12 protein-coding genes are annotated in these 13,454 nt (G+C 61.1%); 4 read left to right on the forward strand and 8 right to left on the reverse strand.

The window, feature by feature from the left end:
* Positions 1-53 precede the first annotated feature (53 nt).
* Genes CH262_RS04515 through CH262_RS04525 form a run of 3 tightly spaced genes read left to right on the forward strand, consistent with a single transcriptional unit; the run spans position 54 to position 2,933 of the window.
* The gene (locus CH262_RS04515; RefSeq protein ID WP_094717045.1) at positions 54-908 is read left to right on the forward strand and encodes a tryptophan 2,3-dioxygenase; all 855 of its coding nucleotides are present in this window, start codon (positions 54-56) and stop codon (positions 906-908) included.
* Positions 908-2,116 (forward strand): kynureninase, encoded by a 1,209-nt coding sequence (locus CH262_RS04520; RefSeq protein WP_094717046.1) that lies wholly within the window; start codon positions 908-910, stop codon positions 2,114-2,116. The genes CH262_RS04515 and CH262_RS04520 overlap by 1 nt, the downstream gene beginning before the upstream one ends.
* Complete coding sequence (locus CH262_RS04525; protein WP_094717048.1) at positions 2,097-2,933, forward strand: PaaX family transcriptional regulator; 837 nt, start codon at positions 2,097-2,099, stop codon at positions 2,931-2,933. The genes CH262_RS04520 and CH262_RS04525 overlap by 20 nt, the downstream gene beginning before the upstream one ends.
* Here CH262_RS04525 and CH262_RS04530 read toward each other — a convergent pair.
* The 4 genes from CH262_RS04530 to CH262_RS04550 form a co-directional block, all read right to left on the reverse strand.
* Entirely contained in the window at positions 2,930-3,673 is a 744-nt protein-coding gene (locus tag CH262_RS04530) for a queuosine precursor transporter (RefSeq protein WP_027494587.1), read from the reverse strand. The two genes, CH262_RS04525 and CH262_RS04530, sit on opposite strands and share 4 nt — an antisense overlap.
* Positions 3,674-3,752: 79 nt before the next feature.
* The gene (locus tag CH262_RS04535; RefSeq protein ID WP_094717050.1) at positions 3,753-4,613 is read right to left on the reverse strand and encodes a hypothetical protein; all 861 of its coding nucleotides are present in this window, start codon (positions 4,611-4,613) and stop codon (positions 3,753-3,755) included.
* Positions 4,614-4,717: 104 nt separating this feature from the next.
* On the reverse strand, positions 4,718-5,578 hold the full coding sequence (gluQRS, locus tag CH262_RS04540) for a tRNA glutamyl-Q(34) synthetase GluQRS (protein WP_094717052.1): 861 nt from the start codon (positions 5,576-5,578) through the stop codon (positions 4,718-4,720).
* A 599-nt stretch (positions 5,579-6,177) separates the two neighbouring features.
* Positions 6,178-7,158: a DUF6414 family protein gene (locus tag CH262_RS04550; RefSeq protein ID WP_143547063.1), complete on the reverse strand. Its 981-nt coding sequence runs from the start codon at positions 7,156-7,158 to the stop codon at positions 6,178-6,180.
* 280 nt (positions 7,159-7,438) lie between these two features.
* Between CH262_RS04550 and CH262_RS04555 the strand changes: the two genes are divergently transcribed.
* A complete protein-coding gene (locus tag CH262_RS04555) occupies positions 7,439-9,217 on the forward strand; it encodes an ATP-dependent nuclease (RefSeq protein ID WP_094717056.1) in 1,779 nt (592 codons plus the stop codon).
* Between the two features lie 346 nt (positions 9,218-9,563).
* Here CH262_RS04555 and CH262_RS04560 read toward each other — a convergent pair whose 3' ends face one another.
* From CH262_RS04560 to CH262_RS04575, 4 genes are read right to left on the reverse strand one after another with little or no spacing between them, the layout of a single operon-like run.
* Positions 9,564-10,595, reverse strand: a complete 1,032-nt coding sequence (locus CH262_RS04560; protein ID WP_094717058.1) for an ABC transporter ATP-binding protein — start codon at positions 10,593-10,595, stop codon at positions 9,564-9,566.
* On the reverse strand, positions 10,592-11,380 hold the full coding sequence (locus tag CH262_RS04565) for an ABC transporter permease (protein ID WP_256988712.1): 789 nt from the start codon (positions 11,378-11,380) through the stop codon (positions 10,592-10,594). Before CH262_RS04565 ends, CH262_RS04560 begins: the two co-directional genes overlap by 4 nt.
* Complete coding sequence (locus CH262_RS04570; protein ID WP_094717061.1) at positions 11,377-12,216, reverse strand: ABC transporter permease; 840 nt, start codon at positions 12,214-12,216, stop codon at positions 11,377-11,379. Before CH262_RS04570 ends, CH262_RS04565 begins: the two co-directional genes overlap by 4 nt.
* Positions 12,213-13,448 (reverse strand): ABC transporter substrate-binding protein, encoded by a 1,236-nt coding sequence (locus tag CH262_RS04575; RefSeq protein WP_094717063.1) that lies wholly within the window; start codon positions 13,446-13,448, stop codon positions 12,213-12,215. Before CH262_RS04575 ends, CH262_RS04570 begins: the two co-directional genes overlap by 4 nt.
* Positions 13,449-13,454: the final 6 nt, after the last annotated feature.

Consider the following 13,454-nt stretch of genomic DNA (forward strand, 5'->3'; position numbering starts at 1 on the left):
GCACATTGATGTAATACGCTGATCTCACCAGCCCACCACCTCGAGGACGATCCATGAGCGTCGAAGCGAACACCCGGAAGATCGAGAAGAGCGTCGTCACCGATTTCAGTGACCGCATGAGCTACGGGTCCTACCTCGACCTCGATACACTGCTCAGCGCTCAGAAGCCGGTGAGCACCCCCGAGCATCACGACGAACTGCTGTTCATCATCCAGCACCAGACCACCGAGCTGTGGCTCAAGCTGGTGCTGCACGAGACACTCGCTGCGCGAGCCGCATTCGATGCCGACGACATCGGCACCGCACTCAAATGCGTGGCCCGGGTGAAGCACATCCAGAAGACGCTGACCGAGCAGTGGTCGGTACTGGCGACACTCACCCCGACGGAGTACTCCCAGTTCCGCGACTTCCTCGGCAACTCCTCGGGGTTCCAGTCGTATCAGTACCGGGCCGTGGAGTTCGTGCTCGGCAACAAGAATGCGGGCATGCTGACGGTCTTCGAGTCCGATCCTGCTGCGCATGAGCTGCTTTCGACCCTGTTGCGCGAACCCAGCCTGTACGACGCCTTCTGGCAGTCGTTGGCGCGGCAAGGGTACGACGTACCGGCATCGGCCCTCGACCGTGATGTCACGACGGCATACACGTTCAACGAGGACCTGATGCCGCTGATCAAGTTCGTCTACGAGAACCACACCGAACATTGGGCGGTGTACGAGGCATTCGAGGAGCTCGTCGACTTGGAGGAGAACTTTCAGCTCTGGCGATTCCGCCACATGCGCACGGTGCTGCGCACCATCGGAATGAAGAGCGGGACGGGAGGGTCGAGCGGCGTCGGGTTCTTACAGAAAGCACTCGAACTCACGTTCTTCCCCGAATTGCTCGCTGTGAGAACGGAGATCGGTCGATGATGGAACTCGCAGTCGAACTCGATAACACGGATCCGCTCCGCAGCTATCGCGACAAGTTCCTCGGTAGCGACGACCCGTCGATCACCGCATATCTCGACGGCAACTCCCTGGGTCGGCCCACCAAAGCCAGCGTCGAACGCATCAACACCTTCATGACCGACGCCTGGGGCGGACGCCTCATCCGCGGCTGGGACGAGCAGTGGTTCGACCTCCCCGTCACCATCGGCGACGCCCTGGCCGACGCCACCCTCGGAGCAGCGCCCGGCCAGACCACGATCGGTGATTCGACGACGGTACTGCTGTACAAACTGGCACGGGCGGCGATCGCCATGCGGCCGGGCCGCAGCGAGATCGTCATCGATCGGGACAACTTTCCGACCGACCGATACTTGCTCGAAGGTATTGCGGCCGAGATGAATATGACGCTCCGGTGGATCGAGACGGACCGCCGCGGTGGTATCGAACCGGAACAACTCGCCGAGGTGGTGGGGGAGAACACCGCACTGGTCGTGATCACCCACGTCGCGTACCGGTCGGGCTTCCTCGTCGACGTGGCCGAGGCGACGCGCATCACGCACGAGGCCGGCGCTCTGATGCTGTTGGACGTGTGCCATTCCGTCGGGTCGGTTCCGCTCGAATTCGATTCGTGGGGAGTGGATCTGGCCGTCGGGTGTACCTACAAGTACCTCAACGGCGGTCCGGGTTCGCCGGCCTTCGCGTACGTGCGTAGTGACCTTCTGGCCGACTTCGTGCAGCCGATCTGGGGCTGGATGGGCCGGGCCGATCCGTTCGAGATGGCGCAGGGTTACGTTCCGGCGCAGGGTATTCGACGCGTCATCAGTGGCACGCCGTCGGTGTTCGGGATGATCGCGATGCAGGACACCATCGAGATGATCGCCGAGGTGGGCATGGACGCGATCCGTGCGAAGTCCGTTGCGCTCACCGAATACGCCCTCGAGCTCGTGCGCGAGATGCTGGTACCGCTCGGGGTGGAGATCGCCTCACCCGAGGATTCGAATCGGCGCGGTGGTCACGTCACCATCGACCATCCGGAATTCAAGGCCATCACTGCTCGGCTGTGGGAGCAGGGTGTCATCCCGGATTACCGCGCACCACAGGGTATTCGGCTGGGGTTGAGCCCACTGAGTACCTCGTATCGCGAGGTGTACCTGGGTATCGTGGCGATTCGTGACGAACTCCGCGCCTAGCACTGCCGGGGCCATCCTCGACGACTTCGAGTCGCGTCCGGGGAGTGCGACGTCGTTGGTGCGCACGGTGCTCGGTGCCTACGTTCGCCCTCTCGGCGGGTGGTTTGCCATCGCCGATTTCGTCGTCTGGATGGACACGCTGGGAGTGCCACCGGAAAGCACGCGCATTGCGGTGACGAGGTTGAAGAAGAAGGGCGTCGTCGAATCAGCTAATCGAGAGGGCCGCACCGGCTATCGGATCACCGAGCAGGCCGACGCAATGTTCGCTCGGGGAGACGGACGCATCTTCGGCTTCCGGCGGATGGCCGACGGCGATCCATTTCGGTTGATCTCGTTCACCATTCCCGAGACGCAACGCGCGGCGCGGCACCAGCTGAGGCGTCGGCTCACGTCGATAGGTTGTGGGACCGTCTCACCAGGATTGTGGATCGCGCCCGAATATCTCGCGGCGGAGGCCATTGCCATCGTCGACGCGTTGGAGTTGTCGCAGTACGTCACGACGTTCGTCGCGTCCGAGGTCGCGCCTCCCGGCACGCTGCGCGAAAGTGCCGAGCAGTGGTGGGATCTGGCCGGCATCGCTGATCGGCATCGGGCATTTCTCGACGCTTTCGACGGCGGGTCGCCGGCGCGGAACCCGCGCGACGCGTTTGTCACATTCGTGCCGTTGCTCGACGAATGGCGCGTCATTCCCTACGTCGACCCGGGTCTCCCGCCGTCGATGACGCCGGAGGACTGGCCGGGCACCCGGGCCGTCGCCACGTTCGAGACGGCCCGGGAGCGCTACTTCGATCTGAGTATGGAGTGGGTCGCGTTCTAGCGATCCTGGTACGACGGCTCGCGCTTTTTGATGTACGAGATGACGCGGTACGTGATGGGCATGACGATGACCTCGGCCAGCGTCTTCCACAGGAATCCGACGATGACGTAATTGATGAAGTCGGTCCACGTGGTGATGCCGATGACTCCGGCGGCGATGGAGCAGAAGATCAGGGTGTCGAAGAATTCGCCGACGATGGTCGAGCCGATCAGTCGCGCCCACAGGTGCTTTTCCTTGGTGCGTTCCTTGATCTTGACCAGCACGACGGAGTTGAGGAGCTGCCCGACGGTGTACCCGGCGAGACCGGCGAGGACCAGACGGGGAACGACGCCGACGACGCTTTCGAGGGCGGCCTGGTTCTCGTAGAACGAGGCGGCGGGGAGTTCGATGGCGATCCAGAAGCACACGGACGTGAGCAGCAGGGAGCCGAAACCGAGGTAGATCGCGCGGCGCGTGGCTTTGAAGCCGTAGACCTCGCTGAGCACGTCGCCGAGGATGTAAGCGAGGGGGAACAGAAAGAATGCGCCGTCGGTATTGATCGGCAGGATTTGGAACGGTCCGAGCATGACGTCGGACGAGGCGAAGAAGGCGACACCTTTGCTGGCGGCCACATTCGAGATCAGCAGCGTCGCGACGAACAACGCGACAATGGTGGGGTAGTAGCCCCGGCTGATGTGAGCGAACGTGGCCTGCCCAGACTCGGCGCCGCCGTCGGGGGCGGTGTGTTGGGTAGTAGTCACCTGACGATCCAAGCACCGAGACGACGATGGGCGCGAATCCCCGGGTGAGGGATGCGCGCCCATCGAGGCGGATTACAGGTCAGGCAACGTTGCCGCGCACCGTGACGCGGTAAGCGTAGGTACCGGCGATGATCGTGATCGGAATGGTCACCAGCAGACCGAGGCCGACGGGGATCGCTCCGACGATGTTGATGCCGACCAAGGCCAGGGCCAGCACGAAGAGGGTCCCACCGTTCGACGCGATTGCCTGCGCGCTGGCCTTGATGGCGGGAATCGGCTCGTCGCCGCGGTCGATGACGAACTGGAAGGTCCACCACGTGAAGAACGTGATGACGATGCCGGGGATGATCAGCAGGACGAAGCCGATGCTGGTTGCAATGCCGACGAGGATGCCGGCGATGATGACGGCGGCGACGTTGCCGAATTGGAAGAAGGACCCGAACGCGGGCTTGATCCCGTCCACCTCGTGCAGAGCGCCGCGGACGAGCGCCGCCTGGATGAGGAGTGCGACGACACCGACGATGATGCTGAAGACCAGGCTGAGGACGATGCTGTCGGAGCTCAGAACGAAGTTCAGCACGCCCTGGATGATCGCGGCGATCAGGACGATGCCCATCCAGACGAGGGCGTTCTGCTTGAACTTCTCGAACGCGTAGCCGATGGCTGTTCCCACGGATAGCTGCGTCGCCGTCGGCGAGTTACCGAACGGCGGAGGAGGCGGGTAGTTGCCCTGTGGGGGCGGTGGGTAGCCGCCGGGTGGCGGGTAACCGCCTTGCTGGGGGTAATCGCCGGGAGGAGGCGGGTAATTCCCGGGCGGCGGATAGTTGCCCTGCGCGGGTGGTGGGTAGTTGCCGGGTGGTGGGTAGCCGCCGCCCTGCGGCGGGGGATAACCACCGGGGTTCTGTGGATCCTTGTCGGGGTCGTAGCCGCCTGAGGTCATGGTGTCCTTCTCCCTCGGGATAAGTTTGTCGCGGTCACTGTACGTCCGATTCGTCCTCGAGTCGGGTTCTGTCGCATTGCAACGTGATCTCGATCGGTCCGTGGTTAGACGATCGAGGGGTCGAACACCCATGGTTCGCGCGGCACCAGCCTCGGCTTCCACCGCTCGAGTAGTTCCTCGGCGTTCTTGACGTCCGGCATGCCGAGGGATGCTGTGATGAGCACCCATGCATCGGGTCGTTCGCGCAGCGTCACCGCGCCGTCTCGTTTGGCCAGACGCTTGCCCTCGACGTTCAGTGCGAGGGGGACGTGGACGTACGTCGCGGGGGTCAGGCCCAGGAGTTGAGCGAGGTAGCCCTGCCGCGGCGCGGACGTGAGAAGGTCGTCGCCGCGCACGATCTGGTCGACGCCTTGCGCACCATCATCGACGACGACGGCAAGGTTGTAGGCAGGTACACCGTCGGATCGACGGAGAACGAAGTCGTCCACCTGGCCTCGGAACAGGCCGTGCAGCTGATCGACGATGGTGAATTCGGTTACCTGCGAACGTAGTCGAATGGCTGGTGGGCGGTCCTTCGCCGCTCTTTGGTCCGAGGTGAGATTGCGACAGGTTCCGGGATATGCGCCGTCGGGAGCGTGAGGCGCGGATGCGGCCTGCAGGATTTCCCGACGCGTACAGAAACACTCGTACGTCATCCCCGCTGCGGCGAGCGCCCGAATCGTGGCGTCGTAGATCTCCCGACGCTCGGATTGACGCATGATCGGCCCGTCCCAGTCGAGTCCGATGGCGGCAAGGTCGTCGAGTTGGCGTTGCTCCGAGCCGGCCTTGACGCGATCGAGGTCTTCCACGCGCATGACGAAACGACGTTCGGTGGAGCGGGCGAAGAGCCAGGCCAGTAAGGCGGTTCTTAGATTCCCGAGATGCAAGTCGCCGGAGGGACTGGGAGCGAAGCGGCCGGCGGGCATGGGAGCAGCTTAGTTTCTGGTTGTCGGACACAGAAGTTGTGACCCCGAGCTCGCCCCGACCGACCAGACCTAGGCGTTGCAAATTGCATTTTCCGCACCATCGTGGGTGCAGGTGGTCGCCGCATTCGATGTTGGCGGCAGGCCTTCAGTGATCCGGTGGCTCCGTAAGCGGGAACCGTTCGACGCACATGCGTGCCGTGGGGAGTGCCTCGCACCGCTGCCCGCGCACCGCTACTCTGGGCAGTCGCAAAGAACGGTAACCTCAGCGACACGCCGCTGTCCGGGGCTGCGGTCCACCAGACCGGCCGCCGCCGCGCAGAACACGCCGGCTTCGACCCCGCCGCTCTGATAAAACTTAATGGCCACCCGCTCCGCGCTGGATTCGTCACTGAGGCACCCGCAACGTGCCGACGGATCTGCCGTCGCTCGACAGACCGGCCACGCCAGCCCCGGCTCGGCTCGGCTCGGCTCGGTAGAGGTGTACCGCAGCGAACACGCACCCATCATCGACAACGTAGTTTCCGGCATTGGGCTGTAGTAACTAAGCGGGGACAATCCAGGCCGCCGAGACCAACACTATGTAGAGAGACCCACCACGTTCATACGTAAATTGCTATTGGTAAAACCGTGAATGAGTTGCCCTCAATCAAAGCTGAGAACGTCAAATCAACGCCAGCCCCAGAGTAGTCGTCGCCAGCCAGCCGTTGAGCGGCCTCATCTGGCTGCATCTTTGCGAGCGTCTTTTCTAGCAACTGAGGATCAATACGGTTTAGTAATTTGTTTCTGTCCAGGACTGGAACGTCCTTGGCCAGGAGCGTCACCACCTTACCAAGCACGGTGAACTCTCCATCCAGCAACCGGTCTGGGTCTGCGGTCACAAAATGCGCGGTTTCACATATGGTTAACGCTGTCAGGGCGGCCTCAGGAGCGCCGTCAACGACTGACTCACCGGCGTACCCCTCCACGATCACACCGTGGTATTCGCGGGTATGTTCTGAGCGAAAATCTTTACGGAGGGCCGAGCTGATCGCCGCCCCCAGTTCCGCATAGTCTGCCGCAAGGTACTCGCCAGCTTGCCTATGAACCCGGAGCTGGTCGACGTTGTCGATACTGCTCATCAGTTGGCGGTTCTCACGAAGCTTCCAAAACTTCACAATTGTTGAGACAAGTTCAGGCGTCGCAATGTCTAGCACCGTATTTATTTCGTTGGGCACGAAACTACTTGAGTACTCGACAATGTCCCCTGGCCTCAACCCTTGGGCCTCTGTCAACGCGTGCACCTGTTTGATTCGTCCGTCGGCCTTCAGACGCTTTCGAACTTGATCCAAATAATATGCTTGTGAAAACACATACCTTAACCGTTCGACGTTGCTGCTCTCATCTGCCTTCATCGTTTCACGAACTTTACTGCGACCCCCACCGAGACCAGCGCCGCCGAAACCTGGCACGCTTACCTCGGCAGATGCCTTACCGTCGGTCGAAAGATTTGCGCTTTCGGAACTGTTCGACTGACTCTGGGCGTCGGTTTCGGCCGATTCAAGTAGGCCGGTCTGCAGCATCTCTTGGATCAGCCCGGACACGAAATCTGGATTCTGGTATAGAACAACGCTAGGATTTGGATGGTCCGCTGTTTGGTGTGTCATGCCAATCAGCTTGCCACTAAGCAACGGTATGGGTTTGTCAAACCAGGTTTGTTCACTGACAGTCTTCGCAAGACGGTCCCCACCCCAGCGCGGACACACCCGACCCACCCATGGCGTGTCACCGCCTGGTCATCCAGATTAAATGGGTTCGACCTCGCGGCCGTGTCGTCCGACGTATTGCTCCGAACGGCTAGTACGCTGTCAGTAGCCAGCAATAATGCCTGGTGGTAAGAGAACGGAGCTCTCGCAAGTGCCCCCTCGCCTTACACGGATTGGTGTTCGTAACTACCGCTCGATCGGTAATGAACTTCAGGTATTTGAGCTTCCAGCTGAGGGACCCGTGGTGCTTCTCGGCGAAAACAACGCGGGCAAGAGTAATCTCACCAAAGCCGTGGATATCTTGTTCGGCGATCGTTGGCCCACCACCCACCAAATCCAACAGCATGACTTCCATGGACGCGACTCCGATGGCATAGCAATCACAGTTCAGGCAGAAATTTCTAATTTTTCGTGTGACAAATGTGGTGGAAATATCAATTTTGCTGCCTGGAAATACGACGAACAGGGAGATGGCGGGCCGGCCAAGTACTGGATGTCGTGCACGCAATGTGGCACTAGAAATTACATAAATAAGGATCTGAGGTCGCGTCTGTTTGCTTTTTCGATGCAGGCTGACCGAGGCCTTAAATATCAACTTTCATATACGAATCAGTACACGCTTCTATCGAAACTGATGCATCGTTTCCACGAGAAGTTGGTTGGCGACCCTGAACGTAAAGAACGCCTTGAGAATACGTTCAACTATCTGGTAGAGGAATTCGGCGGGGTGGCGGAGTTCAAAACGTTTAGAAGCCTACTGGGTTCAACGGCGGAAGACTTTGGGCAAAATCTTTCTTACCGATTGGACATCGATTTCTCTGCTTACGATCCCAGCAATTTTTTCCGCTCCTTGCGCGTAAATCCGAAACTAGACTCGCAAATTCGATCGTTCGACGAACTTGGGACAGGCCAAGAACAGGTGTTGGCTATGGCTTTCGCCTACGCATATTCAAAATCGTTTGGTGATCACGAAACATTGATACTAGTAATTGACGAGCCCGAGGCGCATCTGCATCCACTTGCGCAGCAATGGCTAGCGACTCAACTTAATAATATTACGAACGAAGGCTTGCAGCTAGTCATTACCACGCACAGCCCACACTTTGTGGACCTGGCCCGGCCCGAAAACCTCGTTGTTGTTGGAAAGCCAGACGGGCGCACAACGAGAACAACGCAGCTATCCCGAGCGAACTTGGCGGCTAGCTTGATCGAGGCTGGTGCGGATGAGACCCGTACTACCCCGGACAGTGTAGGTTCATTCTACTCGGCTGCCGCTACGACAGAAATCAAGAACGGACTTTTCGCTCGTCTGTGCGTTCTGGTCGAGGGTCCAACCGAAGCTATTGCCTTACCTGAGATGTTGAGGTTTGCCGGCCTCGATCCTCTCCGCCACGGGATCGCCGTGGTATCAGCTGAAGGGCTTAGTAATATTGCGAAGTGGCGACGTTTGTACTCGGCTATGGGAATTCCGGTTTACTGCATTTTCGATACTGACAGCGACAAAACGAAAACTAGCGACATTTCAAGTACCCAGACCGCAAGGGAAGATATTTTCAAATCTTTTGGATTTGACCCTGAAATGGCAGACGTTAAAAATCTGAGTGAAGATCCTCTAGACGTTAACCCTATTTATGCTACTCAGAACCCGAATTTTGAGGCGATGGCAGGAAAGTTGTTCTGCGAGCACTGGGAGAAGCTGTACGAGGAGAGCGCCGAGGCCGTCGGAAGCTCCAAACCTCTCCGTGCGAGATATGCAATTCGACGGATTTCCTCTCTTTCCCTTGAAAGTCCTGACGCCATGCGTTACCTGTGCTTGTTAAAATCAGCACTTCTCATTATGTTGAACATGACTGACCGAGAATCGTCTCCAGCTGGCGACGGTGAAGACCCTGGCTGACCTCTCCGTGAGGAGCTTTATTAACTCTATATGCGTGGGCCAATTGACTATATGCGTGGCGCATCTTATGTATAGGGATTTAGGAATTGGAATCAAGATAGACCTGTTGGTGCGGCACCACGCGCTCCCGGGCAATGGTGCGCGTGGTGTCATTAGCCCCTGGTTGCTGGGACGTCTGTGATCGCGTGAGCCAATTCTACCCCCACTGTCTTTGATTAGTTCTGCTCTTCGGGTACCTAACCGTCAATATGCCGATGACGGTGCGGAAACTGTAGTTTTAATAGATTGAGTGACGTGGGCACTACATCCGGATCCAGGAGCGTGAGGACTGTGATTAGCCACATCCTCAGCCCGTGACAACAAACCTCACCCCACTGGGAATTTCCAATCCCACTGCATCCCCGACCCGCACCGTAGATCCCGCCTCCAACTCCACCTTCACGGTCAGCGAACCCACCGTCACATCGGCAATGCTGCGAAATCCGGTGGGTCTCAAGCCCGAAACAACCCCACGAACCCCGTTGTCATCCAGAGTGATCAGCTCATGTCGCAACAGCAGCACGGCAGGCCCGGCCGGCAGAGAAACTCCGTCGACCTCGAACTCCCCGAGCTCGGAGCGATGTACCCCAACCCCATCCCACTGCCCCGCGATTTCGTTGATTCCGCCCATCAGCCGTGACACGGCCAGCGTGCTCGGCCGCGTATAAACCGTCGCGATATCAGAGTTATGCTCCAGCCTGCCATCAATGAGCACCGCCACCGAATCGGCCAGCACAGCCGCTTCCTGCTGATCGTGGGTGACGAGCAGCAGAGTCTGATCCAACGTCGAACGCAATTCGCGCACCAGGTCGTGCATCTCGGTGCGCAGCACCGGGTCCAGCGCACTGAAGGGCTCGTCCAACAACAACACTTGCGGTGAACCGGCGAGGGAACGCGCCAATGCCACCCGCTGGGCCTGCCCGCCCGATACCTCGGACACTGCTCGATCCCCGATGTCACCGAGATGGACTAGGTCGAGGTACTCGCGGGCACGTTGGCGCGACCGCTTGCGACTTTCCCCGGCAGCGCGGTAGGCGAAGCCGATGTTGTCCAGCACGCTCATGTGCGGGAACAACATCGGACGCTGGAACACCATGCCCACTCCGCGGTTCTCGGCCTCAACGCCGTTCACCTCGCGGCCATCGATGCGCACCGTTCCGGCAGTGGGTGAATCGAGGCCGGCAATGAGTCGCAGTGCAGTGCTCTTGCCCGAACCCGACGGCCCGAGAATCGCCGTGCATGACCCCGGTGACACGGTGAGATCCAACGAATCCAGAGCCGCAACCGATTGACCGGCATGCACTTTCGTGAGTCCGTGAACGGACAATTCGATGCTCATCGTGCACTCCTACGACGCAACCGAGCGAGCATGAGCACCAACAACAATGGCGGAACCACGGCAGCTACCGACAGCGCAGCCACCACCGAATCGTTGCCGGTGCCTGCGGCGAACGAGGCGACGAGAATGGGCACGGTGACCAGTCTGCCTCCACCGATCAGCAGCGTGATCACGTAGTCGCTCCACGCCAGGAGAAACGCGAGCAACGCCGCACCCGCCAACGCCGGAGCCAACAGCGGAATGCGAATCCGTCGCAGAACCATGGCACTCGACGCACCGAGAGTGCGTGCCTCCTCCTCGTAGCCGATGTCGTACGCGCCGAATGCCACTCGCATCAAATACGTCGTGTACGGAATGGCCGCAACGGTCAGCAATGCGATCACCGCCACCGTGCTCGGAACGCGTGAGCGCAGCACCAGGACATCGAGCCCTAATGCCACGGCAAACGGGGGCAGGGCCAGCGGAGCGAAGAGAACGCCGGCCACGACAGCGGGGAAACGCACAGTACCGTTCACCAGGGCGCGAGCGGCCAACGCGCCCAATGGTGTTGCGATGGCGGCGACGGCGAGAGCGAGCAGGGTCGAGCGCAAGAACGCATCGACGCCACCGGCGTCGAGAGCACTCCGAACGCCGTCGAATCCCCACTCCTGAGGAACCGAACCGGGAAACGACCAGCGATTGCTGATGGCCCACAAGCCAACCGGAATCAGCGGCAGCAGGAACCACAGGATCAACACGGCCCGGCCGAACGCTGGAAAGACCCGAGTCACTTTCACCTTGTTCATTTCCACGCTGCCGATCTGCGCAGATAGTGCAGGGCCACGGCGGCCACGACCACCGTCAGCGCGGTGGCGATCGTCGCGGCGGCCGCTGCCTGCGGACGCGTCTCGAGATCGATCGAGGTGAACAGGCGAATGGCCATCACCGACAACGGCTCCGGATACGGGCGACCCAGAATGCGGGCCACCTCGTACGATCCGACCGTGTAGGCGAACGCGATGGCCGCCGACGCGATCAGTGCGGGCCGCGCCAACGGCAGGGTGACCAAGTGGAGTCGAGCCCACCGGCCTGCACCCAAGGTCGCGGCCGTCTCGTCGAATGCGGCGACTCGGGTGGCGAGCGTGCCCGCCACGACGACGGCGACGAAAGCCGATTCCTTCCAGGCATATTCGGCGACGACGGCGATCCACCACTTCCCACCGACCAACTCCGGCCAGCCGCCGTCGGTCATGCCGAGAATGCGGGGCAGCATGCCCGAATCCGCCAACAGCAATGCCATCGCGGCGGCCCCGATCAGGTGCGGCACCGTGACCGTCAACCCGGCAGCAACCAACGCGGCGCGTCCACCCGACAAAGCCGTCAGCGCCGCCGCGAGCCCGATCACCGTGGCCAAGGCGGTCGACACGATGGCGATCGACAGTGTCAGCACCACCGAGCGCCACAGGTCGTCGCCCAGCGCGGAGTACGCGTCGACCGATAGTTCGGGGGTTCCGACCAACGGCATCAGACCCAGGCTCTGCAGCACCACGGTTCCGAGACCGCCGCCGACGACGAGAACAACCAAGACGACGGCGGGGAGTACCGCAGCCGTGCCGCGAAAGCTCTTCGTGGACGCGCTCACTGACCGGCGAGCACGCTTCGACGCCAACCCTCGTCGACCGGCGAGACCCAGTCCGCCGACAGCTCGGGATGCGCGTTGGCCGACAACTCCTCGTAGGAGGGCAGCACCGTCGAACTCGGCAACGCCTCGAACCGGGCGCGGGCGTCATCGGGCAATCGCTCGATATCGAGCACGGTGAACTGGCCCCACACGTCCGGCGTCGCCTTTGCAAGCTGTTGCTCGGGCGACAACGCGAGATTGGCAACCACCTGCGCCGCGGCCGACTTCCCCGACGTCGACGGAATGGCAAGGAAACTCGCATTCCCGACGGTTCCCTCGTCGAGAGTCAGGACGCGGGTCTCCGGCGGGAAGGTGCCGTCGGCGACAAGTTTCGGGAGGGTCGCGGGGCCGTACGTCATGGTCATGTCGACCTGGCCACCGGCGTAGAGGGCGTCGAGCTCGGAGGAGGACTGCGGATACGTCGTTCCCTCGCGCCACAGTGACGGGGCGAGCTCGTTCAATCGATCGAACAATGCCGGGGCGAGTCGGTCGTAGGAGTCCTGATCGAACTGAGCGGGAACCTCGTCGACACCGCCGGAGGCGTTGATCAAGGCTTCACGCACGAACACCGAACCGGTGAAGTCCGGGGGAGCGGGGTAGGTGAAGCGGCCCGGGTTCGCTCGCGCCCAGTCGAGCACGCCGTCGAATGTCGTCGGCGGATCGGGGATGGCTGCTGCGTTGTAGACCAGGGTGAATTGAGCTTTGTGCCAGGGTGATTCGCAGTTCTCGACCGGAGTGCCGAAGTCGTCGAGCAACAGTGGATCCTCGGGATCGGTCAGTTCCATGTTCGGCAGATTTTGCGTCCACCCGCACAGCCACGCCCCGGCCTGCTTACCGGTGCCGAAGTTCGCGCCGTTGACCCACACCAGGTCCACTTCGCCGTCGGTGACCCCGGCCTGCCGCTCGGACAGGATGCGGTTGACGGCATCGGTCGTCGATTCCACAGGAACGCGACGCAGCGTCACGCCCTCCGCGGCGGCCGCGGGGGTGAGCACGTCGTCGACATAGGCATTGCCCTGCTCATCGCCGCCGTACATCCACAGCGACACCGTCTGTCCTTGCGCCTGCTCCTGGATCTCGCTCCAGGACAACTCCTCGGCGCGCGGAGCCTCCGATGATGGTGCTGCGCATGCGGTGAGCAACAGCCCAGCGCTCGCGGCAATCGTCACTGCGCGCCGTACCGAACGAATCACCGTGGG

Origin of the sequence: Rhodococcus sp. 05-2255-1e (genome assembly GCF_002259025.1) — a bacterium.
Classification (GTDB): domain Bacteria; phylum Actinomycetota; class Actinomycetes; order Mycobacteriales; family Mycobacteriaceae; genus Rhodococcoides; species Rhodococcoides fascians.